The sequence below is a fragment of the Bacteroides xylanisolvens XB1A genome (assembly GCF_000210075.1).
GTDB classification, from domain to species: Bacteria; Bacteroidota; Bacteroidia; order Bacteroidales; family Bacteroidaceae; genus Bacteroides; species Bacteroides xylanisolvens.
Genome location: NC_021017.1, coordinates 1,915,133 through 1,939,871 on the forward strand (window position 1 = coordinate 1,915,133; position 24,739 = coordinate 1,939,871).

The window sequence follows — 24,739 nt, forward strand, 5'->3', positions numbered from 1 at the left end:
GGGATATAATAATAAAGTAGCTGTTATTGCTAATGGAATAGAAGTAGATGATATAATGATAAAATCAACATGGACAAAAAAATATAAAATTCTATTTTTATCTAGGGTACATGTAAAGAAGGGAATTGAATTATTAATAGAAGCATCTGCGCGTATAAAAGAACAGCTAAAAGACTATCAGATAATTATAGCAGGAGAAGGGCAAGAGGATTATGTACAAGAATTGAGAGATAAAACAACGAAAATGGGAGTAAATACTCTTTTTGATTTTTGTGGTGGAGTATATGGGGAGGATAAATGGAATTTGTATAGGAGTGCTGACCTGTTTGTACTTCCCACGTTTGCGGAAAATTTTGGGCTTGTAATAGCGGAGGCGATGGCTTGCGGGACTCCAGTACTAACAACTAAAGGGACGCCATGGAAGGAGTTAGAGGAGCTAAAGTGTGGGTGGTGGATAGATATAAATGTAGAATCATTGGTCTTAGCGTTGGAACATTTTTTACAATTGTCAGAAAGTTCTTTGAAAATAATGGGTACTACTGGACGCAAATTAGTAGAGGAAAAATATGCTTCAGAGAAAATGGCTCAAAGAATGATGGATTTATATAAAATAATATGATGAAAGTTAATTTAAAACAAGGTGCTAAGATTCATTATCATTCAAAAGGAATGATGGCAAAAAGGATTTTATGGATGATTGTAAAAATTACATTGTTTCGTTTTTCTTTTCGAACATGGTTTGGATACCGTTGTTTTTTATTAAGATTGTTTGGAGCAAAAATAGGGAAAGGCGTACGAATATATAGCAATACAGATATTGTTTTTCCTTGGAATTTGGAAGTCGGTGATTATACAATAATAGCAGGAGATACATTGATTTATACATGGGGATATATAAAAATAGGTTCAAATGTCAATATATCTCACAAGGTACAGATTTGTGCAGCTAGTCATGATCATACAGACCCATTATTTCGTGTCATTTTCAATCCAGTTGTGATAGAAGATCAAGTTTGGATTTGTACACAAGCTTTTGTAGGACCAGGTGTGGTTGTAAAAGAGGGGGCATTATTGGGCGCATGTTGTGTTTTGATGAAGGATGCAGAGGCTTGGACTATATATGCGGGGAATCCTGCACGTAAAGTTAATGAAAGAATACTTGTGGAAAAATCTAGATTTTAATAGTTGTGTATTAATCGGTTAAAAGCGAAAATAGGAGAACATGGGTAGTCTCTATTTTTTTGTTAGAATATAAAAATGGAAGTACATAATTGAGAAGAGTAATCTTTTATGAGAATGAAAGGCATTTATATACTTTTTGAGGAGAATAAGATCTAATAATATTTTATGAAAGTATCTATAATAACGTCATGCTTTAACCGTGCGGCGACGATTCGTGGGGCCATAGAGAGTGTCTTGGCACAAGACTATAATAACATAGAGTTTATTGTTGTAGATGGGGCAAGTACGGATGGTTCGTTAGAGATTATTAGGGAATATGAAGATTGTATCTCAACTATTATCTCGGAACCCGATCATGGAATGTATGAAGCCATCAATAAGGGAATTCGTGTGGCTACAGGTGATGTAATTGGATTGTTACATTCGGATGATTTCTTCTATAATAATGGGGTTATAAGTCGCATTGTAGAGCACATGCAGACTACGCGAGCAGATTTTCTGTATGGTGACGGACTTTTTGTGAATCCCGATAATACTGATAAGGTAGTGCGTTATTGGATTGGGGGGTGATTATCGTTTGTGGAAGGTACGTCATGGCTGGCTTCCATTACATCCTACTTGTTATATTCGCCGCGAGGTAATGATGAGACTAGGTCTTTATAACGAAAGTTATAAGATTGCTGCGGATAGTGAACTGTTGGTGCGTTATCTGATGACGGGCGGACTTTCTGTTACTTATTTGAAAGAGTATGTTGTACGTATGCGCATGGGCGGACTTTCTACCGATAGTGCTAAGCGTAAGAAAATGTGGGGAGAAGACATTAGAGTGTACTCCTCTCACGGTCTATGGCCTACTCTGACTAAATTAGAGAAGATGGCATGGAAAGTACCACAGTTTGTGTTGGCATTATTGAAAGGATAATGGTAATTAAATGAGATTGGTTGTTGATTTGTGCAGAGCAACTAGCTATTTTCTAAAAATAGCTCCTGAAGATTATTAGCTTATAATATAACGATACATGTAGGTCCCTAATTTCATGCTACACACATGAATCCCCTACATTTTGCAGGTTGGGAAAAATACAGCGGTATATTCCTGATCTGTCCCCCTCATATTAGCAAAATGCTGATATGTATTCTAAATATATCAACTGTCTGTGAAGATCGTTGATATATTGTTTTTTAATAGTATGCTTGTTGATTAAAAATAATATTCAGATTTCTAGTTTTGTATTATAGAAAGGATTAGGATATTTTTTATTGATTATCTATTGTATTTTTGAAAGAAAATGCATTTCTTTGTGGTATAGATAAAAAGCAATTTATTATGTTGACTACTGTAGAATATTTATCCTTGCTTCGTGAGTATATGCGAAAGAATTCTGCTAAATATGGTATTTCTCGCATGGGGATATTTGGCTCCGTTGCTCGTGGTGAACAACGTGAGGGTAGTGATGTCGATATTTGTGTTGAAATTGAAAGACCTTCTATCTTTACTTTAGTTCATATTAAAGAAGAATTGGAAAAACTATTGAAATGCCCTGTTGATGTGGTTCGGTTGCGGAATAATATGGATGAATTATTGAGAGGGTGTATCAATAAAGATGGAATTTATGTGTAAAAGTCAGATAATAGAATCATTGCTAAAGAAAATTCTCCAAACGGTGGAAAGGATATTAGCGAACTCGGAAACTATTACCTCTCCTTCTTTTTATTTATTGACTCCGTCTGGGATGGAAAGATTGGAGAGTACTTGTATGTTATTAATAGCTATAGGTGAAGGAGTGAAAGGTGTTGATAAATTAACAGATAAAAAGTTATTATCTTTCTATCCAGGGATGGATTGGAAAGGAGTAATGGGAATGAGGGATATAATCGCACATCATTATTTTGATTTAGATGCTGAAATTGTTTATGACGTGATAAAACATGATTTGCCGAAGTTAAAAGATGTGCTACAGCAAATCGTAGATGATTTGAAAGTATCTAATCAAGCGATTGATTAAATGTTTTTTTATCTCAAATTCCTAAAATACGCCCGCACTTTCCGCATAATCTTGATTCCCATCACTACGCCATCAAATACAGCCATACCGGTATTGAACGAACGCATGATTGCATCTGCCTTATTAGTTGCCGGAGCAAGCGGGGCGAATATTTCGCGTGTAGTAGCTGTCATGGCCTTTTTTTGAGCATGGATCTCATTTAAAAGCTTCTTTTTACGTTCGGCAATCTCTTCTAATGTAAATTTCTGCGGGGTCTGCGCATTCATAATTTATTTATTTGAATCAGTTAAAAATAAATTAGCGAGGAAGTTCACCATCGGAGAAATGATGAGCTGCTTGCGGAAAATAATAACCAGGGCGATGAGAACAACATTGATGCCTGCAATGATGGCGAAACTCGACATCAGGCCGCCCACTAAAGGCTCCAATATATAAGCAAGAGCAAAAAGCAGATAAAACAGGGCCACCATGCCAAGGATAATAAGTATTAATATCATAATTAACGTGGAAAAAAGTATGGTTAACTTCTCCGTCAATTCTAATTTGGTATATTCTTTTTGAAGCTCCAGATATTTCTTGAACTCGAAAAACAACTGCTGAAAATTCTCAATACTTTTATCGTCTGCAAACATGGTCGCTCTGTTTTTAGTCTTTGATTACTCACTTATTCTGCTATTTCTCCTTTCATCTCCGCAGCAATCTCATCAACGAGAGTTTCCATTTCGCTGCGATTCAGCTTGATTCCCTTTTTACGAAGAATCTCTGCGATTTTGTGACGGGTGTCTTCTCCTTTTTCAGGAGCAAATAAAATACCAAGGGCTGCGCCTACGGCTGCACCACCCAGAAAAGCTGCTAAAACATTCAATCCTTTCATAATGTATAATGTTTAAAATGATTATGATACAACAAATATAACATTTTTATGGAAAGGTTGTTCGTGAAAACTGAAATTTTTTGCTACGTTTTATAATTCTTTTTTTTCTTTTATGGTTTAATCTTATTTAACTGACTTTCGTAGCTAACCTTTGAAGGTTAAGGCGTACTTTTGTTTTCGAATATTGTAAATCAAAACATAATGGAAGCTAAGATTGTTTTTATAACCGGTGCCAGTAGCGGAATTGGCGAAGGTTGTGCCCGTAAATTTGCGAAGGAGGGATGGAATCTGATTCTGAATGCCCGTACCGTTTCGAAACTGGAAGAACTGAAAGCTGAACTGGAAGCGACGCATGGTGTACGGGTTTATATATTGCCCTTTGATGTGCGCGACCGGAAGCTGGCTGCCGCCTCTTTGGAATCATTGCCCGAAGAATGGAAGGCGATTGATGTGTTGGTGAACAACGCCGGACTGGTGATCGGTGTGGATAAGGAATTCGAGGGTAACCTGGATGAATGGGATATCATGATCGATACGAATATAAGAGGACTGCTGGCGATGACGCGTTTGGTGGTTCCCGGTATGGTAGAACGTGGACGCGGACATATTATTAATATCGGATCTATTGCCGGTGATGCCGCTTATCCGGGTGGGAGTGTGTATTGCGCAACGAAAGCTGCCGTGAAGGCTCTTTCGGACGGACTCCGGATCGATTTGGTGGATACTCCGTTGAGAGTGACGAACATCAAACCGGGAATGGTGGAGACAAACTTTACAGTGGTGCGTTACCGGGGAGATAAGGAAGCTGCCGATAATTTTTATAAAGGGATTCGTCCGTTGACGGGAGATGACATTGCGGAAACTGTTTATTTTGCCGCGTCGGCTCCTGCGCATATTCAGATTGCGGAGGTGCTTTTGATGCCTACTTATCAGGCAACGGGTACTATTTCGTATAAGAAAAAGCCGGAATAGATGTTTTTTTGACGGATTTCTTTGCCGGATGATAAAATTTCTATTATTTTGTTGCCCGAAACTAAATGTAATAGACGAAAATATTGAATTATTAATTAAAACAGAGTATAGGATTATGAAAAAATTAGTCGTATTAGGAATGGGAGTATGCTTGGTGCTAGCATTTGCATCTTGTAAATCCAGCGAAAGTGCCTATAAGAAAGCTTACGAAAAAGCGAAACAGCAAGAATTGGCAGAACCGCAGGTGGAAGCTCCGGTAGAAGTAACTCCGGTGGTTGCAGCTCCTGTGACAACTACTAAAGTGGCAGATACATCCGGCGTTCGTCAGGAAAAGGTTACAGTGGTTTCCGGCAACGAAGGGTTGAAAGATTATAGCATCGTAGCAGGTAGCTTTGGTGTGAAAGCGAATGCTGAAGGCCTGAAAGATTGGTTGGATGGACAAGGATATCACTCTACGATTGCATTTAATGCTGACAAGGCAATGTATCGCGTTATCGTGAATTCATTTGCTGATAAGGCTGCTGCTGCTGAAGCTCGCGACGCATTCAAGGCTAAATATCCGAACCGTTCGGATTTCCAGGGCGCTTGGTTGCTGTATCGCGTATATTGATTTCTTTTTGGTAATATATATTGGAAAGAACGAACGTTTTTTTCCGAATAAGAAGGCGGTAACTGGGAAGTTACTGCTTTTTTATTGAAAATGAGTGACTTCTTCGTTTAGATATTTTTATCTTTCTACTAAAAGAAGTTATAAATGATAGGAGGGAAACTTTTATAGCAAAGAAAGTTTTTACTTTTGTCAATTCTTAATTTGGAGAATGTATTGCCTGAATGTGAATAGGGCATTAATTTAGAGATTGAATGGAACAAAAATATGTAATGGCTGCTATCGACGCGGCTTTAAAAGCAGGTGAAAAGATTCTTTCTATTTATAATGATCCGGCATCGGACTTTGAAATAGAGAGAAAGGCCGATAACTCTCCGCTAACTATAGCAGACAGAAAAGCGCATGAAGCAATTGTGGCTATTCTGAATGATACTCCTTTTCCTGTTCTTAGTGAAGAAGGGAAGCATTTAGGGTATGAGACTCGACGTGAGTGGGATACTTTATGGATTGTAGATCCGCTGGATGGAACGAAGGAGTTTATCAAGCGTAATGGAGAATTTACGGTAAATATCGCTTTGGTGCAGAACTCTGTGCCTGTGTTCGGTGTTATTTATGTGCCTGTGAAAAAAGAACTTTATTTCGGGATTGAAGGTGCAGGGGCTTATAAATGTTCCGGTATTGTCAGTTGGGAAGGTGACGGCGTGGCATTGGAAGAACTGGTTGCGAAATCGGAACGGTTACCTTTGAAGGAAGTGCACGATCATCTGATTGTGGTTGCTTCACGTTCGCACCTGTCGCCTGAAACAGAATCATATATTGCAGATTTAAAGAAGAAACACGGCAGTGTGGAGTTGATTTCGAGTGGAAGTTCTATTAAAATCTGTCTGGTTGCTGAAGGAAAGGCTGATGTATATCCGCGTTTCGCTCCGACGATGGAGTGGGATACGGCTGCAGGGCATGCGATAGCCCGTGCCGCAGGGATGGAAGTATATCAGGCTGGCAAGGAAGAACCTCTACGATATAACAAGGAGGATTTATTGAATCCGTGGTTTGTTGTTGAGCCAAAAAGAGAACACTAAATAATGTTTATATGACATTTGAAATTGTATTTGTACTATTATCCCTATTAGGAATGGTAGCGGCTTTGGTAGCAGACAAGATGCGTCCGGGCATGATACTTTTTTCGGTAGTGGTTTTGTTTCTGTGTGCCGGCATTCTGACTCCTAAAGAAATGCTGGAAGGGTTTAGTAATAAAGGGATGATTACCGTTGCTCTGCTGTTTTTGGTGAGTGAAGGTATTCGTCAGTCGGGTACACTGGGACAAGTGATTAAGAAGTTGCTTCCGCAGGGAAAGACAACGGTGTTTAAAGCACAGTTGCGTATCTTGCCTTCGGTGGCTTTTATTTCTGCCTTTCTGAATAATACGCCTGTCGTGGTTATTTTTGCCCCGATTATCAAGCATTGGGCTAAATCGGTGAATCTCCCGGCTACGAAGTTCCTGATTCCTCTTTCTTATGTGACTATTTTGGGAGGTATCTGTACGTTGATCGGTACTTCTACTAACCTGGTGGTGCATGGAATGATATTGGAGGCCGGATTTGAAGGCTTCTCCATGTTTGAACTCGGAAAGGTGGGAATATTCATCGCTATTGCCGGAATTATTTATATATTTCTTTTTTCCAAGCGTCTTTTGCCGGATGCGCGTCCGGACACGGCTGTGCCGGATGAAGAAGTAGAAGAGGGGGAGAAGTTGCATCGGGTAGAGGCTGTTTTGGGTGCTCGCTTTCCCGGTATTAATAAAAAGCTGAAAGATTTTAATTTTCAACGTCATTATGGTGCCGAAGTAAAAGAAATCAAAACGCGTAATGGACAGCGTTTCGTAACAAATCTGGATGATGTGGTGCTTCACGAAGGAGATACGCTGGTGGTGATGGCTGATGATACATTTATTCCGACATGGGGTGAATCTTCTGTGTTTGTCTTGTTGACGAACGGAAATGAACCGGATACTACCGGAAAGAAAAAGCGGTGGTTTGCTTTGTTATTGTTGGTTCTGATGATTGTCGGCGCAACGGTAGGTGAACTTCCGGTAACAAAGGAGATGTTTCCGGATATCAAGCTGGATATGTTTTTCTTTGTGTCTATCACTACTATTATTATGGCATGGACAAATCTGTTCCCTGCCCGTAAATACACTAAATATATTTCGTGGGATATATTGATTACGATTGCCTGTGCGTTTGCTATCAGTAAGGCAATGGTGAATTCCGGCGTGGCAGATAGCGTTGCGAAGTTTATTATCGGATTGAGTGATGATTATGGTCCGCACGTATTGCTCGCCATGGTATTTATTATCACGAATTTGTTTACGGAATTGATTACTAATAATGCAGCAGCGGCTTTGGCTTTTCCTTTGGCATTGTCAATCTCTGCGCAATTAGGGGTAAGTCCGACGCCCTTCTTTGTGGTGATTTGTATGGCTGCATCTGCCAGCTTCTCAACGCCTATCGGTTATCAAACGAATCTGATTGTGCAAGGTATCGGTAACTATAAGTTTACGGATTTTGTACGTATCGGTTTGCCGCTTAATATTATAACTTTCTTAATATCTATTATCCTGATCCCATTGATCTGGAACTTTTAATAAATAAATCTGTAAATGGAAGAAAAGAACCATATATATCCGATATTTGACCGCATGATGACGCGGCAGGATAAAGAAGAACTTTTAGGGCAACACAGTGTGATGATCTGGTTTACCGGATTGAGCGGTTCCGGAAAGAGCACGATTGCTATTGCATTGGAACGTGAACTCCATAAGCGCGGATTGCTTTGCCGTATCTTGGATGGGGATAATATCCGTAGTGGAATTAATAATAACCTGGGATTCTCCGAAACGGACCGGGTGGAAAATATTCGTCGTATAGCTGAAGTGTCTAAGCTGTTTTTGGACAGTGGCATCATTACGATTGCTGCATTTATCAGCCCTAATAATGATATTCGCGAAATGGCTGCGAATATTATCGGTAAGGATGATTTTCTGGAAGTTTTCGTTAGCACTCCGCTGGAGGAGTGTGAGAAACGTGATGTGAAAGGCTTATATGCGAAGGCACGGAAAGGGGAGATTCAGAATTTTACAGGAATTTCCGCACCATTCGAGGTTCCGGAACATCCGGCTTTGTCACTGGATACTTCCAAATTGACTTTGGAGGAATCGGTGAACCGTTTGTTGGAGCTTGTTTTGCCAAAAGTGAAGAGTATAAAATGAAGAATGAGGAATTAGGGATGAAGAATTAGTATGCGGTTATCAGCAAATTCATAATTCGTAATTCATAATTTTAAAAATAATGGAAGAATATAAATTAAGCCACTTGAAGGAACTCGAAGCCGAGTCTATTCATATCATCCGCGAGGTGGCGGCGGAATTTGAGAATCCAGTGATGCTTTACAGTATCGGAAAGGATTCTTCGGTGATGGTACGCTTGGCTGAAAAAGCGTTTTATCCGGGTAAAGTGCCATTCCCATTGATGCACATCGACTCGAAATGGAAATTCAAGGAGATGATTCAGTTCCGTGATGAATATGCGAAGAAGTACGGATGGAATCTGATTGTGGAAAGTAATATGGAGGCTTTTCATGCAGGGGTAGGACCTTTTACGCATGGAAGTAAAGTGCATACAGACTTGATGAAGACGCAGGCATTGCTTCATGCGCTGGATAAATATAAGTTTGATGCTGCATTTGGTGGGGCCCGCCGCGATGAGGAAAAGTCACGCGCGAAGGAACGTATTTTCTCTTTCCGGGATAAATTTCATCAATGGGACCCGAAAAATCAGCGTCCTGAATTGTGGGATATTTATAATGCCCGTGTGCACAAAGGGGAAAGTATCCGTGTATTCCCGATTAGTAACTGGACAGAGTTGGATATCTGGCAGTATATTCGTCTGGAGAATATTCCGATTGTTCCGCTTTATTATGCTAAGGAACGTCCGGTGATTAATTTGGATGGTAATATTATTATGGCAGATGATGAGCGTTTGCCTGAAAAGTACCGGGATCAGATTGAAATGAAGATGGTGCGTTTCCGTACGTTGGGCTGCTGGCCTCTGACTGGGGCGGTGGAAAGTGGAGCTGTTACAATCGAAGAGATTGTGGAAGAAATGATGACTACCACCAAGAGTGAGCGTACTACCCGTGTGATTGACTTTGACCAGGAGGGTAGTATGGAACAAAAGAAACGTGAAGGATACTTTTAATTGTAACTAGTAATGGCAGATAATAAATTAGATATAAAAGCTTTTCTGGACAAGGATGAACAGAAAGACTTATTGAGACTGTTGACGGCGGGTTCGGTGGATGACGGAAAATCAACATTGATCGGACGCTTGTTGTTTGACAGTAAGAAATTGTATGAAGATCAACTGGATGCACTGGAACGTGATAGTAAGCGTGTAGGAAATGCAGGTGAGCATATCGACTATGCGTTATTGTTGGATGGTTTGAAGGCTGAACGTGAACAGGGAATTACAATTGATGTGGCTTATCGCTATTTTTCTACTAATGGACGTAAGTTTATCATCGCGGATACTCCGGGGCACGAACAGTACACCCGTAACATGATTACCGGCGGATCTACGGCAAACCTGGCTATCATTTTGGTGGATGCCCGCACGGGAGTGATTACCCAGACTCGTCGTCACACTTTTCTGGTGTCTTTGCTGGGGATCAAGCATGTGGTATTGGCTGTCAACAAGATGGACTTGGTGGACTTCTCGGAAGAGCGTTTTAATGAGATTGTGGCTGACTATAAGAAGTTTGTTACTCCGTTGGGTATTCCGGACGTAAACTGTATTCCTCTTTCTGCATTGGATGGGGATAATGTGGTGGATAAGTCTGAACGTACTCCGTGGTACAAGGGGATTTCTTTGCTCGATTTCCTTGAAACGGTTCATATCGACAATGACCACAACTTTACGGATTTCCGTTTCCCGGTTCAGTATGTGCTTCGTCCGAATCTGGACTTCAGAGGATTCTGCGGTAAAGTGGCATCGGGGATTGTTCGCAAAGGCGATACAGTGATGGCACTTCCTTCCGGAAAAACTTCTAAGGTGAAGAGCATCGTGATTTATGACGGAGAGTTGGATTATGCCTTCCCACCGCAGTCTGTGACATTGACGCTGGAAGATGAAATCGACGTGTCACGTGGTGAAATGTTGGTGCATCCTGACAATCTGCCGACTGTGGATCGTAACTTTGAAGCGATGATGGTTTGGATGGATGAAGAACCGATGGATATTAATAAATCGTTCTTTATTAAACAGACTACCAATTTGAGCCGTACGCGCATCGATACAATAAAGTACAAGGTGGATGTGAATACAATGGAACATCTGTCTCTGGAGAATGGCCAGTTGACCAAAGAGACTTTGCCTATGCAATTGAATCAGATTGCCCGCGTGGTATTGACTACGGCTAAAGAGCTGTTCTTTGATCCTTATAAGAAAAATAAATCGTGCGGTTCCTTTATCTTGATCGATCCGATCACCAATAATACTTCTGCGGTAGGTATGATTATTGACCGGGTGGAAATGAAAGATATGAGCGACACGGAAGATGTGCCGGTATTGGATATGACGAAGCTGGGAATTGCTCCGGAACATTATGAAGCGGTAGAAAAAGCAGTGAAGGAGTTGGAACGCCAGGGCTTGGCCGTACGACTAATAAAATAGATTGTTAAACAATAATTTGGAAGTTGGAAATGATGGTTGTACTGTCATTTCTAATTTTCGATTTTTAATTTTTAATTAATAAAGTGGGATTACTCGAATTTAATAAACTTCCGATTAATACATTGGTAGGTGCCGACTGGAAGACATTCAAGGCTATTACTGCCGGTCGTGAAATTGATGCAGCCTACAAGGGGAAATATCGATTGACCAAGGCTGTGTGTCGCTTGCTTTCTCCATTGGCGTCATTGCAGGACAAGCGTTACGAGAAACTGCTCGCTAATCAGCCGTTGGAGCATGACCCGGTATTTATCCTGGGACACTGGCGAAGCGGAACTACGTTCGTACATAATGTATTCTCTTGTGATAAGCATTTTGGGTATAATACTACTTATCAGACTGTATTCCCTCATCTGATGATGTGGGGACAACCTTTCTTCAAAAAGAATATGAGTTGGCTGATGCCGGATAAGCGTCCGACGGATAATATGGAACTGGCAGTGGATCTTCCCCAGGAAGAGGAGTTTGCTTTGTCGAACATGATGCCTTATACCTATTATAATTTCTGGTTTCTGCCGAAGTATCAGCAGGAGTACGCTGATAAATATCTTTTGTTTGATGACATAACGGATGCCGAATTGAAGGTGTTTGAAGAGGTGTTCACTAAATTGATTAAGATTTCTTTGTGGAATACTCACGGTACTCAATTTCTTAGTAAGAACCCACCGCATACCGGAAGGGTGAAGGAATTGGTGAAAATGTTCCCGAATGCTAAGTTTATCTACCTGGTGCGTAACCCGTATACTGTATTCGAATCTACACGCAGTTTCTTTACAAATACGATTCAACCGTTGAAATTGCAGGATGTCAGCAATGAACAATTGGAGGAAAATATCCTTTCTATCTATGCAAAGCTTTATCATAAATATGAATCGGATAAGAAGTTTATTCCGGAAGGTAACCTGATGGAAGTGAAATTTGAAGATTTCGAAGCGGATGCGATGGGTATGACGGAAACTATTTATAAGTCTCTTTCTATCCCCGGATTTGCTGAAGCACGTAACGATATAGAAAAATACGTGGGCGGAAAGAAGGGATATAAGAAGAATAAATATAAATATGATGACCGTACGATTCAATTGGTAGAAAAGAACTGGGATTTTGCTTTGAAACAATGGGATTATAAATTATAAGAAGAAAAAGAAAGGAAAAGTATTGATGATTCAGAAAAGCATTCATCGCCTGTTGATGACAGGTTTCGTTGCATTTATTTCTTCCTTGTCTTTGATGGCGCAACATAAAGTTGAGGTAGTTCCTTTCGGGGACATGAATCAATGGGTGGACCGTCAGATAAAGGAGTCGAGCATTATTGGCGGGAATACTAAGAATGTATATGCGATAGGGCCGACGTCAGTGATCAAGGGGGATCAGGTTTATAAGAATATGGGCGGATCGCCTTGGGCTACTTCGAATGTGATGGCGAAAGTGGCCGGTATTACGAAAACTAATACTTCGGTCTTTCCGGAGAAGAGGGGAGATGGATACTGTGCCCGTTTGGATACACGCATGGAAAGTGTGAAAGTGCTGGGATTGGTTAATATTACAGTGTTGGCGGCAGGGTCTATCTTTACCGGTTCGGTGCATGAGCCGATTAAGGGCACTAAAAATCCGCAGAAAATGCTGCAGACGGGTATTCCGTTTACAAAAAAACCGGTTGCTCTTCAGTTTGATTACAAGGTGAAGATGTCTGACCGGGAGAATCGTATTCGTGCTACCGGTTTCAGTAAGATTACGGATGTGCCCGGAAAAGATTATCCGGCAGCTATCCTGTTGCTGCAAAAACGTTGGGAAGATGCCAATGGAAATGTGTATGCGAAACGGATAGGGACAATGGTGACTTATTATTATCACTCTACGGACTGGAAAAATAATGTGACTTATGAGATTATGTATGGTGATATAACGAATCGTCCGGAATACAAGGCGCACATGATGCGTCTGCAAGCAACCGAAAGTTATACGGTGAACAGCAAGGGTGAAAGCGTGCCTATCCACGAAGTGGCCTGGGGAGATGAAAATGATGTTCCGACTCATATGTATATTCAATTTACATCCAGTCATGGAGGAGCTTATATCGGTTCTCCGGGAAATACATTATGGGTTGACAATGTAAAACTGGTATATTAACAAAGTATATAGACAAAGAAGAAAAATAGTCAGTGATATTATTTATCATTGACTATTTTTTTGTTTTAATTCTTTTGTCACAAACCCTTTCAGATGCCTTTTGGAGTTATCTAAGACTTTTATCGCTCTATAAAAATCTATGAATGAATGAAAATTTACGTGTTTTTTTGTTTGTGTTATATTAAATATCTATATTTGCACTAAATTTAGAAAGAAGAATGACGTTTATTGTCTCTTAGTCAGGTGTAGAACATTTGGGTTGTGTATCTATCCTGTAAGACAATTGAAATATATTATTTACTAAAATAAATTGAGATGAAAAAGGGTTTATTGTTTATTTTATTGGCAGCAGCATCTGTATGTTTGCCTGCACAAGAAAAAGAAAATGCAGCAAAGAGTTATAGAGTGGAAACTAACCGCTTTGGTGCTAACTGGTTTATTAGTGGTGGCGTTGGCGCACAAATGTATTTTGGCGACAATGATGGTAAAGCCGACTTCGGAAAACGTCTTGCTCCGGCACTTGACATTGCTGTAGGTAAGTGGTTTACTCCAGGTATCGGATTACGCGTGGCTTACAACGGTCTTCAGGCTAAAGGTGCTACTCCTTATGCTAACGGTCCGCTTGTAGACGGAGGACAGTACTCTAATGGTTACTACAAAGAAAAATGGAATGTTGTTAACCTTCACGGAGACGTATTGTTGAACCTTACCAATATGTTCTGTGGTTATAAAGAAGATCGTCTGTACTCATTCATTCCTTATGTAGGTGCTGGATTCGTACACACAGGTAAAGGTCCGGGTTATGATGAACTGGGTATCAATGCCGGTTTGATCAACCGCTTCCGTCTGTCTTCAGCTTTGGATCTTAACGTTGAATTGCGCGGACTTTTGATGAAAGGCGCATTTGGTAACTCAGGTCCTGAAGGATTGGCTGGTCTGACTGTAGGTGTTACTTACAAGTTCAAGAAACGTGGTTGGGATGCTGTTCCTACTGTACCGATGGTTCCGGAAAGTCAGTTGAACGACATGAGAGACAGAGTAAACGCTCTGAAGGGTGAAAACGAATCTTTGAAACGTGACTTGGTTGAAGCACGTAACAAAAAACCGGAAGTGATCGTTAAGAAAGAAGCTGGTTTCATTCCACGTTACGTTGTTGTATTTAATATTGGAAAGAGCAACATCAGCAAGAGAGAGTATATGAATATCGAAGCTATGGCTAAAGGTATCAAAGCAACTGATAAAGTATTTACTGTAACAGGTTATGCTGATAAAGGTACTGGTTCTGCTGAATATAACATGAAATTGAGTAAGAAGAGAGCTGAAGCAGTTCGTGACTTGATGGTTAATGAATTCGGCGTTCCTGCTTCTCAGTTGAAAGTTGATTACAAGGGTGGCGTAGGCAACATGTTCTATGATGATGCTAAGTTAAGCCGTGTAGCTATTGTTGAAGAATAATATACATTTTAAATAATAGAATAAAAGAGACGTTTCCTTTCACAGGAAGCGTCTTTTTTGTATTTTTGTACCCCATGAGCAGAATAGTAGCAATAGATTATGGAAGAAAGCGTACTGGGATAGCTGTGAGCGATACTATGCAGTTGATCGCAAACGGATTGACAACAGTGTCTACGCATGAACTTCTGAACTTTATCGGTGAATATATGGCTAAAGAACCGGTGGAGCGGATTATTATTGGATTGCCAAAGCAAATGAATAATGAGGTTTCGGAGAATATGAAGAATATAGAACCTTTTGTTCGTTCGCTTAAGAAGCGCTATCCGGACCTTCCGGTCGAATATGTGGACGAACGGTTCACTTCTGTTCTTGCGCATCGTACCATGTTGGAGGCCGGTCTGAAGAAAAAGGACCGCCAAAATAAAGCATTGGTGGATGAGATAAGTGCTACTATTATTTTGCAAACATATTTGGAGAGTAAACGTTTTTAATAGAAGATATTGAATAACTTAATTTTTAGTAGAGTATAAAAATATGATTTTACCTATTTATGTATATGGTCAGCCTGTATTGAGAAAGGTTGCAGAGGATATAACACCGGATTATCCGAACCTGAAAGAGTTGATTGAAAACATGTTTGAAACAATGGTACACGCCGATGGCGTAGGACTGGCTGCTCCGCAGATTGGTTTGCCTATTCGCGTGGTTACTATTACGTTGGATCCGCTTTCGGAGGAGTATCCTGAATTTAAAGACTTCAATAAGGCTTATATTAATCCCCACATTCTGGAAGTCGGGGGCGAAGAAGTGAACATGGAAGAGGGCTGTCTCAGTCTTCCCGGTATTCATGAAACAGTGAAAAGAGGTGATAAAATTCGCGTGAAATATATGGACGAGAATTTTGTGGAGCATGAAGAAGAGGTGGAGGGTTATCTGGCTCGGGTGATGCAGCATGAATTCGATCATTTGGATGGTAAGATGTTTATCGACCATATCTCACCGCTTCGTAAGCAGATGATTAAAGGAAAGCTGAATACGATGTTGAAGGGGAAAGCGCGCAGTTCATATAAGATGAAACAGGTGAAATAAAGATAAAAAACGTTTATATCCCTGTTAAGTAAGCGAAAAGCATTATTTTTGCTCCGTTTACAAGCATAAAATATCAATGGTAAAAAGAATCTTAACAGTTTTATTACTGTTCCCAACGCTGGTGTGTGCTCAGATAAATACGGATCGGGTGATGACTATTGCCCGAAACGCTCTTTATTTTGAGGACTATGTACTTTCTATTCAGTACTTTAACCAGGTTATTAACGCTAAACCTTATCTGTATGAGCCCTATTTCTTCAGGGCATTGGCAAAACTAAATCTGGAGGATTTCCAGGGTGCTGAAACAGACTGTGATGCAGCTATCCAACGCAATCCGTTTGTGGTGGGTGCTTATCAGATTCGTGGTTTGGCAAGGATTCGTCAGAGTAAATTTGATGGAGCGATTGAGGATTACAAGAAAGCATTGCATTATGATCCGGAGAATATTACCTTATGGCATAACCTGACATTATCTCATATCCAGAAGAAAGATTATGATGCTGCGAAAGAGGATTTGGAAAGTTTGCTGAAAGTATCTCCGCGTTATACCCGCGCTTATTTGATGAGGGGGGAAGTGTCCTTGCAACAGAAAGATACGATTGCTGCCTTGAATGACTTCAATAAGGCTCTTGAACTGGATAAATATGATCCGGACGCATGGTCTGCAAGAGCGATCGTTAAATTACAGCAGGCTAAGTATGCGGAAGCTGAAGCGGATTTCAACCGTGCTATTCCTTTGAGCGCTAAGAATGCGGGAAATTATATAAACCGTGCATTGGCACGCTTTCATCAGAATAATTTGAGAGGCGCTATGAGCGATTATGATCTGGCGTTGGATATTGATCCGAATAACTTTATCGGTCATTATAACCGTGGTTTGTTGCGTGCTCGGGTAGGAGATGACAACCGGGCTATTGAAGATTTTGACTTTGTCATCAAGATGGAGCCGGATAATATGATGGCTGTCTTTAACCGTGGATTGCTACGTGCCCAAACGGGTGATTATCGCGGGGCAATACAAGATTACACAACTGTTATCAACCAGTATCCGAACTTCCTTGCCGGATATTACCAGCGTTCGGAAGCTCGCAGAAAGATTGGCGACAAGAAAGGAGCGGAGCAGGACGAGTTTAAAGTCATGAAAGCTCAAATAGATAAGCAGAACGGTGTGACGAATAAAGATGTAGCACAGAATAAGGATAAGGAAAACGAAGAGGAAGGCGGAGAGAAGACCCGTAAGAAATCAGATAAGAATATGAATAACTATCGTAAGATAGTGATTGCCGATGATTCCGAAGCTGAACAACGCTATACAAGTGATTATCGTGGACGTGTGCAGGATAAGAACGTAAATATAAAACTGGAACCGATGTTCGCTTTGACTTATTATGAGAAGATGAGTGACGTGAAGCGTTCGGTGAACTTTCACAAATATATTGAGGATTTAAACCGTACAGGTATACTTCCGAAACGTCTTCGCATCACGAATATGGAAGCTCCGTTGACGGAAGAACAGGTGAAAGTGCATTTTGCCTTGATCGATACACATACATCGGCTATTGTGGAAGATGATAAGAATGCCTCAAAACGTTTTGCCCGTGCAATTGATTTTTATTTGGTGCAGGACTTCTCGAGTGCGGTCTCTGATTTGACTCAGACAATCTTGTTGGATGGTGATTTCTTCCCGGCATATTTTATGCGTGCATTGATTCGTTGTAAACAGTTGGAATATCAGAAGGCTGAACAAGCTGTCGAAACAGATGTTGTTCCTGGCGATAATAAGCGTAAAGAGATTACCGCGGTAGATTATGAGGTGGTGAGAAAAGATTTGGATAAGGTGATAAATCTGGCTCCGGACTTTGTATATGCATATTATAATCGTGCCAATGTTTCCGCTATGTTGAAAGATTACCGGGCTGCAATTGTCGACTATGATAAGGCGATTGAGCTGAATCCTGATTTTGCAGACGCTTACTTCAATCGTGGACTGACTCATATTTTCTTAGGAAATAATAAGCTGGGTATTTCTGATTTGAGTAAAGCCGGTGAGTTGGGGATTGTTTCTGCTTATAATGTTATCAAACGTTTTACGGATCAATCGGAATAACATTTTTTTGATAAAAAATAGAAAACTCAAAAGATTTAGTTACTTTTGCGTTCAAATTATGAAAATATAACATCATCATATTATGATAAAGATAACATTTCCCGATGGCTCCGTTCGTGAATATAACGAAGGAGTGAACGGTTTACAGATTGCTGAAAGTATCAGTTCGCGTCTGGCACAGGAAGTGCTGGCATGTGGAGTGAACGGCGAGACTTATGATTTAGGACGTCCTATTAATGAAGATGCTAATTTTGTTCTTTATAAATGGGATGATGAAGAAGGTAAACATGCGTTTTGGCATACAAGTGCACACTTGCTGGCGGAAGCTTTGCAGGAACTTTATCCGGGTATCCAGTTTGGTATCGGACCGGCTATCGAGAACGGATTCTACTATGATGTGGATCCGGGTGAAGCTGTGATTAAAGAAAGCGACCTTCCTGCCATTGAAGCTAAAATGTTGGAACTGGCTGCAAAGAAAGAAGAGGTAGTCAGAAAAAGCATTGCAAAGACAGATGCTCTGAAAATGTTTGGCGATCGTGGCGAAACATACAAATGTGAATTGATCTCCGAATTGGAAGACGGACACATTACAACTTATACCCAGGGTGCATTTACTGACCTTTGTCGTGGTCCTCACTTGATGACGACTGCTCCGATCAAGGCTATCAAGTTGACTTCAGTGGCTGGTGCTTACTGGCGCGGTCATGAAGATCGTAAGATGCTGACCCGTATTTATGGTATCACGTTCCCGAAGAAGAAAATGCTGGATGAATATCTGGTGTTGCTGGAAGAAGCGAAGAAGCGTGACCACCGTAAGATCGGTAAGGAGATGCAGTTGTTTATGTTCTCCGAAACTGTAGGTAAGGGACTTCCTATGTGGTTGCCGAAAGGTACTGCATTGCGTCTGCGTCTGCAAGAGTTCTTGCGTCGTATTCAGACACGTTACGATTATCAGGAAGTAATCACTCCGCCAATTGGTAATAAATTGCTGTATGTGACTTCAGGTCACTATGCAAAATATGGTAAGGATGCATTCCAGCCTATTCATACTCCGGAAGAGGGTGAAGAGTATTTCTTGAAACCAATGAACTGCCCTCACCACTGTGAGATTTACAAGAACTTCCCACGTTCATATAAGGACCTTCCATTGCGTATTGCAGAATTTGGTACGGTTTGTCGTTATGAACAAAGTGGTGAGTTACATGGTTTAACTCGTGTACGTAGCTTTACACAGGATGATGCGCATATCTTCTGCCGTCCGGAACAAGTGAAAGATGAATTCCTTCGTGTGATGGATATCATATCTATCGTGTTCCGTTCTATGGATTTCCAGAATTTTGAAGCACAGATATCCTTGCGTGATAAAGTGAACCGTGAAAAGTACATCGGTAGCGATGATAACTGGGAAAAGGCTGAACAGGCTATTATTGAGGCTTGTGCGGAAAAAGGCTTGCCTGCTAAGATTGAGTATGGAGAAGCAGCTTTCTATGGTCCTAAACTTGACTTTATGGTGAAAGACGCTATCGGTCGTCGTTGGCAGCTGGGTACGATCCAGGTTGACTACAACTTGCCGGAACGTTTTGAACTTGAATATATGGGTTCTGACAATCAGAAGCATCGTCCGGTAATGATTCACCGTGCTCCGTTCGGATCAATGGAACGTTTTGTTGCCGTACTGATTGAACATACTGCCGGTAAATTCCCATTGTGGCTGACACCGGAACAGGTAGTTATTCTGCCAATCAGTGAGAAGTTCAATGAATATGCAGAGCAGGTGAAGATGTACCTGAAGATACACGAAATCCGTGCGATTGTAGATGATCGTAACGAGAAGATCGGCCGTAAGATTCGTGATAATGAGATGAAACGTATTCCTTATATGCTGATTGTCGGCGAAAAAGAAGCTGAAAATGGAGAAGTTTCTGTTCGTAGACAAGGCGAAGGTGACAAAGGAACCATGAAATTTGAAGAATTTGCTAAAATTTTGAACGAAGAAGTTCAGAATATGATAAATAAATGGTAACTTTGCAGCCGTTTCAGAATAAAATATTTAGTATAACAATAAAAAGATCAAACTAGGAAGTAAACGTTTTTAATGAAGAATGACACTCTAAAAGGGCAATACAGAATCAATGAACAGATTCGTGCCAAGGAAGTTCGCATAGTAAGCGATGATATTGAACCGAAAGTATATCCAATCTTTCAGGCTCTGAAAATGGCTGAAGAGAGAGAATTGGATTTAGTGGAAATTTCTCCTAATGCTCAACCCCCTGTTTGTCGTATTATTGATTATTCTAAATTTCTTTATCAATTAAAGAAACGCCAGAAGGAACAGAAAGCGAAGCAGGTTAAGGTTAATGTGAAGGAAATCCGTTTCGGACCCCAGACAGACGACCATGATTACAACTTTAAGTTGAAGCATGCTAAAGGATTTTTGGAAGATGGCGATAAGGTGAAGGCTTATGTATTCTTTAAAGGTCGCTCCATCCTTTTCAAGGAGCAAGGTGAAGTGCTTTTGCTTCGTTTTGCAAATGACCTGGAAGACTACGCTAAAGTAGATCAAATGCCGATACTGGAAGGTAAGCGCATGACTATTCAGCTTTCTCCGAAAAAGAAAGAAGCTTCTAAAAAGCCGGCAACAGCTGGAACACCGAAACCTGCTGCTCCTGCACAAAAAGCAGAGAAGCCGGAAACGGGCGAAGAATAAGAAAGGATGCGTAACGCGCAGGTATAGTGCGTTGCCATTATATATTTAATAATTTAAAAACAAGTAAGATGCCAAAGATGAAGACTAACTCCGGTTCTAAAAAAAGGTTTACCCTTACCGGAACAGGTAAAATCAAAAGAAAGCACGCTTTTCACAGTCACATTTTGACTAAGAAAACTAAGAAGAGAAAAAGAAATCTGTGCTACTCTACAACTGTTGATACAACAAATGTAAGCCAGGTTAAGGAACTCTTAGCAATGAAGTAATCAAAAGCGTAAAAGTATTATTAAAGTATTAACCGAATGCATTAGCCTGAAGTTCGCTGCGTGAAGTAGCGGCGCTAACATTCAAAAAAAGTAAAACTATGCCAAGATCAGTAAATCATGTTGCTTCAAAAGCAAGAAGAAAGAAAATTTTGAAATTAACCAGAGGTTACTTTGGTGCAAGAAAGAATGTATGGACCGTAGCTAAAAACACTTGGGAAAAGGGTTTGACTTACGCGTTCCGTGACCGTAGAAATAAGAAAAGAAACTTCCGCGCTCTTTGGATACAACGTATCAACGCTGCTGCACGTCTTGAAGGAATGTCTTATTCTAAATTGATGGGCGGTCTGCACAAAGCCGGTATTGAAATAAACCGTAAGGTTTTGGCTGATTTAGCTATGAATCACCCGGAAGCTTTCAAAGCTGTAGTTGCAAAAGCAAAAGCTGCTTAAGCATCAATAGTTTACGAGTTACAAAGTGTCAGTTACTAAGCTAGTAACTGGCACTTTTCTTTTGTTAGGCAGATGAAAGGGAATAAAAAAAATGTTAGTTGGCAAACAAAATCCTTTTTTTCTTGTTAGTTTCATGTATTCTTATTACATTTGTGATACAAAAATATTAGCCGTATCGACTGGATCGGGAAACTCTTCAAATTAATCTGATGCACCGAGAAAGCTTCGTTCTTCAATGGCGGGCCACATCCTTCGGGACAGCTTTAAGCCGGTGGATTACAAAGAGGGCGAGCGCTCAAATCTTGTTCTATCAGAGTTTCATCACATCGTCGATGCGGCTTTTTTATATACTTTTCTATGATATTCTATTTCTCCGGTACAGGTAATTCTAAATGGATTGCAAATCAGCTTTCCAAAGAGCAAAAAGAAGAATTAGTTTTTATTCCCGATGCGTTAAATAACGGAACGTTCGAGTTTTGTTTGCGGGAAGATGAAAAGATCGGTTTTGTATTTCCTGTCTATTCGTGGGCTCCTCCTGAAATCGTACTTAATTTTATTCGGCAACTCTCTTTAAAGGGGTATAAAAGACAATATTTGTTTTTTGTTTGTTCCTGTGGGGATGATACCGGGCTTACGCAGCAGGTGCTGGAGAAGGCTTTGAGTCATAAAGGCTGGAAGTGTCATGCAGGCTTTTCTGTGACTATGCCCAATAATTATGTATTGCTTCCCGGTTTTGACGTAGATAAGAAAGAGCTGGAGGAGAAAAAACTGGCAGATGCTATTCCGGCTGTCAATCAAATAAATGCTTCGATAAGTAGGAGAGAGGAGTTGTTTCTTTGTCATGAAGGGAGTATTCCTTTTATTAAGACGAGGATTATCAATCCTTTATTTAATCGCTTTCAGATGTCTCCCGAGAATTTTTATACTACGGATGCTTGTATTGGATGTAAGCGTTGTGAGAAGAGTTGTCCGGTAGGGAATATTATGATGGTGGGCAGAAAGCCTGTTTGGGGGATGGATTGCACCTCATGCCTGGCATGTTATCATGTTTGTCCGCAGCATGCGGTGCAATATGGGAAAAGAACGAAAGATAAAGGGCAGTATTTCAATCCTAATTAATCTACTCGCCAATTAATCTACTCGTCTTTGATTTTAATGCAGCAATTGGATAAGTCTTCAATGATAGCCAGGCTTTCTACTCTGACACCTTGCTCCTCAAGTTTTTTACGCCCATTTTGGAAGGCTTTTTCAATAATGAATCCCATTCCTACCAAATTTGCTCCGGATTGCTTGATGAGGTCGATAATGCCTAATGCGGCATTGCCATACGCGAGGAAGTCATCCACGAAAAGAACATTGTCATTTGGAGTGAGGAAATCGGCACTGATAACGACTTCATAATCACGATCTTTAGTGAATGAGTGCACAGTGGTGCTTAGTGCATTCTGGATGGTTTTAGGAGACTTTTTCTTTGCAAATACAACTGGTAAATCCATTAGGTAGCCTGTCATGATAGCCGGGGCGATGCCGCTGGCTTCGATTGTCATAATCTTATTTACGTTTGTGGCTGCAAAACGACGGACAAACTCGACTCCGATTGATTTCATCAGGACAGGGTCCATTTGATGATTAATAAAACCGTCTACTTTCAGGATACCTCCTTCGTAGCATTTTCCGTCTTGCAGAATTCTTTTTTTAAGTAATTGCATGCTGTATGATATTAATTAATAATGTGCTAATATTCCATTCCGCATGGTGAAAACGGCGGTTGGTATATTAGCACATGGATATTTGAATCGTTACTTGTTGTCTCTTAAGTCTTTCACCCGGACGGCTTTTCCTTCGCTTTGAGGGAGAGAGCCTTTCTTTACCAGTTTAACTTTAGGAGTTACCAATATTTCATCCTTCAATTGGCGGGTAATATCCTTGCGGATCTTCTCCAGTTCAATATAATTGTCGGTAGAAAGGTCGCTTAATTCTACTTCGACGATCATTTCGTCTTGGTTGTTGACAGTTTCCAGCGTAATCAGGTAGTTGCTGCCTAATTCGGGGAATTGTACCAGAATCTTTTCTACCTGCATCGGGAAGATGTTTACTCCCTTGATAATGAACATATCATCACTGCGGCCTTTGATACGGTCGATACGGATATGGGTACGGCCACATGGGCATTTTCCGGGAAGAATACGGGTTAAATCGCGGGTACGATAGCGAATTAACGGCATCATTTCACGATCAAGAGTCGTAAGTACTAATTCTCCGATTTCTCCTTCCGGAACAGGTTCGCCTGTTTCCGGATCGATAATTTCTACCAGGTAACAGTCTTCCCAGAAGTGCATTCCATTCTGTTCCTGACATTCGAAGGCAACACCGGGGCCGTTCATCTCTGTCATACCGAAGCTGTTGTATGCTTTTACGCCCAGCATTTTTTCTATTTTTCCGGCGTTGTTCGTCGGTATGGGGTTCGGCACCGATAACCAGGGTTTTCAGTGTGGTTCCTTTGGGATCGAGACCTTCTTCCTGGAAGACTTCTGCAAGGCGGATGGCATAGCTGGGGATAGCATGTAAAGCGGTAGTCTTAAAGTCGTTGATGAATTTAATCTGTCGTTTACTGTTTCCTGCAGCGGCAGGGACTGTCAGGCAGCCCAAGCGTTCTGCACCGTATTGGAAGCCTAAACCTCCTGTAAACATACCGTATCCGGAGCTGTTTTGGAAAACGTCAGTCTTGCGTATTCCTACTGCATACAGACAGCGGGCTACCAGGTTAGCCCAGGAATCGAGGTCGTGTTGTGAGTGAACGATAACAGTCGGGTTTCCGGTGGTACCACTGGAAGAGTGAATACGTACACCATCATTGCTCATATCACCTGCCACCAGTCCGAACGGGTAGTGGGCGCGCATGTCAGATTTGGTAGTGAAAGGTACTTTGCGGATATCATCCAATGACTGTATGCTATCTGCCGTGATGCCATGTTTGCTGAAAACTTCTTTGTAATATGGAGCGTTCGCAGCTATATTAATTGTTTTTTTAAGCCGTTGAAGCTGCAATTCCTGCAACTTCTCCCGGCTCATGGTTTCTAATTCTTCTTCCCAGTATTGTGTACTCATGGTA

General features: G+C 40.8%; 26 protein-coding genes and 2 pseudogenes. 23 read left to right on the forward strand and 5 right to left on the reverse strand.

Features of this window, described 5'->3' with window-relative positions; translation table 11 throughout:
• From BXY_RS07805 to BXY_RS07825, 5 genes and pseudogenes are all read left to right on the forward strand, one after another.
• Positions 1 to 619 (forward strand): glycosyltransferase (locus tag BXY_RS07805; protein ID WP_208946787.1); only part of this gene is annotated, 619 nt, incomplete at its 5' end.
• Complete coding sequence (locus BXY_RS07810) at positions 616 to 1,182, forward strand: LbetaH domain-containing protein (protein WP_015531635.1); 567 nt, start codon at positions 616 to 618, stop codon at positions 1,180 to 1,182. The genes BXY_RS07805 and BXY_RS07810, both read left to right, overlap by 4 nt.
• A 165-nt stretch (positions 1,183 to 1,347) precedes the next feature.
• Positions 1,348 to 2,104 (forward strand): annotated as a pseudogene (locus tag BXY_RS07815) (glycosyltransferase family 2 protein).
• Between the two features lie 405 nt (positions 2,105 to 2,509).
• Positions 2,510 to 2,803 carry a nucleotidyltransferase family protein gene (locus tag BXY_RS07820; RefSeq protein ID WP_055235438.1) on the forward strand — a complete coding sequence of 98 codons (294 nt, stop codon included), beginning with the start codon at positions 2,510 to 2,512 and terminating at the stop codon, positions 2,801 to 2,803.
• Positions 2,796 to 3,188 carry a HepT-like ribonuclease domain-containing protein gene (locus BXY_RS07825; protein ID WP_118219944.1) on the forward strand — a complete coding sequence of 131 codons (393 nt, stop codon included), beginning with the start codon at positions 2,796 to 2,798 and terminating at the stop codon, positions 3,186 to 3,188. The genes BXY_RS07820 and BXY_RS07825 overlap by 8 nt, the downstream gene beginning before the upstream one ends.
• Positions 3,189 to 3,196: 8 nt before the next feature.
• Here the strand turns inward: BXY_RS07825 and BXY_RS07830 are convergent, their stop codons facing one another.
• From BXY_RS07830 to BXY_RS07840, 3 genes are read right to left on the reverse strand one after another with little or no spacing between them, the layout of a single operon-like run.
• A complete protein-coding gene (locus tag BXY_RS07830; protein ID WP_015531639.1) occupies positions 3,197 to 3,454 on the reverse strand; it encodes a hypothetical protein in 258 nt (85 codons plus the stop codon).
• Between the two features lie 3 nt (positions 3,455 to 3,457).
• Positions 3,458 to 3,820 (reverse strand): phage holin family protein, encoded by a 363-nt coding sequence (locus BXY_RS07835; RefSeq protein WP_004313233.1) that lies wholly within the window; start codon positions 3,818 to 3,820, stop codon positions 3,458 to 3,460.
• A 32-nt stretch (positions 3,821 to 3,852) separates the two neighbouring features.
• Positions 3,853 to 4,062, reverse strand: coding sequence for a YtxH domain-containing protein (locus BXY_RS07840; protein ID WP_004297513.1), 210 nt, complete (start codon positions 4,060 to 4,062; stop codon positions 3,853 to 3,855).
• Between the two features lie 201 nt (positions 4,063 to 4,263).
• Between BXY_RS07840 and BXY_RS07845 the strand changes: the two genes are divergently transcribed.
• From BXY_RS07845 to BXY_RS07930, 18 genes are all read left to right on the forward strand, one after another.
• The gene (locus tag BXY_RS07845) at positions 4,264 to 5,034 is read left to right on the forward strand and encodes an SDR family oxidoreductase (RefSeq protein WP_004313234.1); all 771 of its coding nucleotides are present in this window, start codon (positions 4,264 to 4,266) and stop codon (positions 5,032 to 5,034) included.
• A gap of 115 nt (positions 5,035 to 5,149) precedes the next feature.
• On the forward strand, positions 5,150 to 5,644 hold the full coding sequence (locus BXY_RS07850; RefSeq protein WP_004313235.1) for an SPOR domain-containing protein: 495 nt from the start codon (positions 5,150 to 5,152) through the stop codon (positions 5,642 to 5,644).
• A gap of 251 nt (positions 5,645 to 5,895) precedes the next feature.
• On the forward strand, positions 5,896 to 6,720 hold the full coding sequence (cysQ, locus tag BXY_RS07855; RefSeq protein ID WP_008021977.1) for a 3'(2'),5'-bisphosphate nucleotidase CysQ: 825 nt from the start codon (positions 5,896 to 5,898) through the stop codon (positions 6,718 to 6,720).
• An 11-nt stretch (positions 6,721 to 6,731) separates the two neighbouring features.
• The gene (locus BXY_RS07860) at positions 6,732 to 8,285 is read left to right on the forward strand and encodes an SLC13 family permease (protein ID WP_015531640.1); all 1,554 of its coding nucleotides are present in this window, start codon (positions 6,732 to 6,734) and stop codon (positions 8,283 to 8,285) included.
• A gap of 15 nt (positions 8,286 to 8,300) precedes the next feature.
• Positions 8,301 to 8,909 (forward strand): adenylyl-sulfate kinase, encoded by a 609-nt coding sequence (gene cysC, locus BXY_RS07865; protein WP_015531641.1) that lies wholly within the window; start codon positions 8,301 to 8,303, stop codon positions 8,907 to 8,909.
• 76 nt (positions 8,910 to 8,985) lie between these two features.
• Positions 8,986 to 9,897, forward strand: coding sequence for a sulfate adenylyltransferase subunit CysD (gene cysD / locus BXY_RS07870; RefSeq protein ID WP_208946916.1), 912 nt, complete (start codon positions 8,986 to 8,988; stop codon positions 9,895 to 9,897).
• Positions 9,898 to 9,909: 12 nt separating this feature from the next.
• Entirely contained in the window at positions 9,910 to 11,370 is a 1,461-nt protein-coding gene (cysN, locus tag BXY_RS07875) for a sulfate adenylyltransferase subunit CysN (RefSeq protein WP_015531643.1), read from the forward strand.
• A gap of 83 nt (positions 11,371 to 11,453) precedes the next feature.
• A complete protein-coding gene (locus BXY_RS07880; RefSeq protein ID WP_120068182.1) occupies positions 11,454 to 12,560 on the forward strand; it encodes a sulfotransferase family protein in 1,107 nt (368 codons plus the stop codon).
• Between the two features lie 25 nt (positions 12,561 to 12,585).
• The gene (locus BXY_RS07885; RefSeq protein ID WP_004313242.1) at positions 12,586 to 13,554 is read left to right on the forward strand and encodes a PCMD domain-containing protein; all 969 of its coding nucleotides are present in this window, start codon (positions 12,586 to 12,588) and stop codon (positions 13,552 to 13,554) included.
• A 315-nt stretch (positions 13,555 to 13,869) separates the two neighbouring features.
• Entirely contained in the window at positions 13,870 to 15,009 is a 1,140-nt protein-coding gene (locus BXY_RS07890) for an OmpA family protein (protein WP_004313243.1), read from the forward strand.
• A 74-nt stretch (positions 15,010 to 15,083) separates the two neighbouring features.
• A complete protein-coding gene (gene ruvX, locus BXY_RS07895; RefSeq protein WP_015531644.1) occupies positions 15,084 to 15,500 on the forward strand; it encodes a Holliday junction resolvase RuvX in 417 nt (138 codons plus the stop codon).
• Positions 15,501 to 15,543: 43 nt separating this feature from the next.
• Positions 15,544 to 16,098, forward strand: a complete 555-nt coding sequence (gene def, locus BXY_RS07900) for a peptide deformylase (RefSeq protein ID WP_004313245.1) — start codon at positions 15,544 to 15,546, stop codon at positions 16,096 to 16,098.
• Between the two features lie 76 nt (positions 16,099 to 16,174).
• Entirely contained in the window at positions 16,175 to 18,205 is a 2,031-nt protein-coding gene (locus BXY_RS07905; protein WP_055235429.1) for a tetratricopeptide repeat protein, read from the forward strand.
• Between the two features lie 82 nt (positions 18,206 to 18,287).
• Positions 18,288 to 20,228 (forward strand): threonine--tRNA ligase, encoded by a 1,941-nt coding sequence (gene thrS / locus BXY_RS07910; protein ID WP_004311453.1) that lies wholly within the window; start codon positions 18,288 to 18,290, stop codon positions 20,226 to 20,228.
• 72 nt (positions 20,229 to 20,300) lie between these two features.
• Positions 20,301 to 20,912: a translation initiation factor IF-3 gene (gene infC / locus BXY_RS07915; protein WP_008021991.1), complete on the forward strand. Its 612-nt coding sequence runs from the start codon at positions 20,301 to 20,303 to the stop codon at positions 20,910 to 20,912.
• A gap of 68 nt (positions 20,913 to 20,980) precedes the next feature.
• On the forward strand, positions 20,981 to 21,178 hold the full coding sequence (gene rpmI, locus BXY_RS07920; RefSeq protein ID WP_004326827.1) for a 50S ribosomal protein L35: 198 nt from the start codon (positions 20,981 to 20,983) through the stop codon (positions 21,176 to 21,178).
• Positions 21,179 to 21,276: 98 nt separating this feature from the next.
• Complete coding sequence (gene rplT, locus BXY_RS07925; RefSeq protein ID WP_004297540.1) at positions 21,277 to 21,627, forward strand: 50S ribosomal protein L20; 351 nt, start codon at positions 21,277 to 21,279, stop codon at positions 21,625 to 21,627.
• Between the two features lie 357 nt (positions 21,628 to 21,984).
• On the forward strand, positions 21,985 to 22,746 hold the full coding sequence (locus tag BXY_RS07930) for an EFR1 family ferrodoxin (RefSeq protein WP_008644097.1): 762 nt from the start codon (positions 21,985 to 21,987) through the stop codon (positions 22,744 to 22,746).
• Between the two features lie 17 nt (positions 22,747 to 22,763).
• On the opposite strand, the gene xpt is transcribed toward BXY_RS07930, so the two are convergent.
• Together xpt and BXY_RS07940 are read right to left on the reverse strand one after the other, a co-directional pair.
• Positions 22,764 to 23,336, reverse strand: a complete 573-nt coding sequence (xpt, locus tag BXY_RS07935; RefSeq protein ID WP_004311456.1) for a xanthine phosphoribosyltransferase — start codon at positions 23,334 to 23,336, stop codon at positions 22,764 to 22,766.
• A gap of 90 nt (positions 23,337 to 23,426) precedes the next feature.
• Positions 23,427 to 24,735: pseudogene (locus BXY_RS07940) on the reverse strand (phenylacetate--CoA ligase).
• Positions 24,736 to 24,739: the final 4 nt, after the last annotated feature.